Annotated in this window: 1 protein-coding gene; it reads left to right on the top strand. The window is 54.3% G+C overall.

The window, feature by feature from the left end:
- Positions 1-258: DUF6651 domain-containing protein (locus SB753_RS38805; RefSeq protein WP_410805380.1), on the top strand; the 258-nt coding region annotated here is incomplete at both ends.

A 258-nucleotide genomic window follows, 5' to 3' on the forward strand; every position in this document is an offset into this window, starting at 1 on the left:
CTCTCTGGTCAAAAATCTTGAAGAAATGACCGTAGGTGCTGACTTCGGCAACTCCAAATTTATCGCCGATGAGCTGCTGCTGACACCCTCCAAAGCGCGAGTGGTATATGGCCAGCACTTCGACGTGAAAGACGGAAAGGTCGTGGGTTACGACAAGCCAGCAGGCGCTAAAGATCGCACCGTTTTAGTAGGTGGCGACGGTAAGCCTCTTAGCTTCGACGACGCTCTGCGCAAAATCGTAGCGGCCGACCCTGACCG

It is taken from the genome of Paraburkholderia sp. SIMBA_053 (genome assembly GCF_046534895.1).
Lineage (GTDB): Bacteria > Pseudomonadota > Gammaproteobacteria > Burkholderiales > Burkholderiaceae > Paraburkholderia > Paraburkholderia caledonica.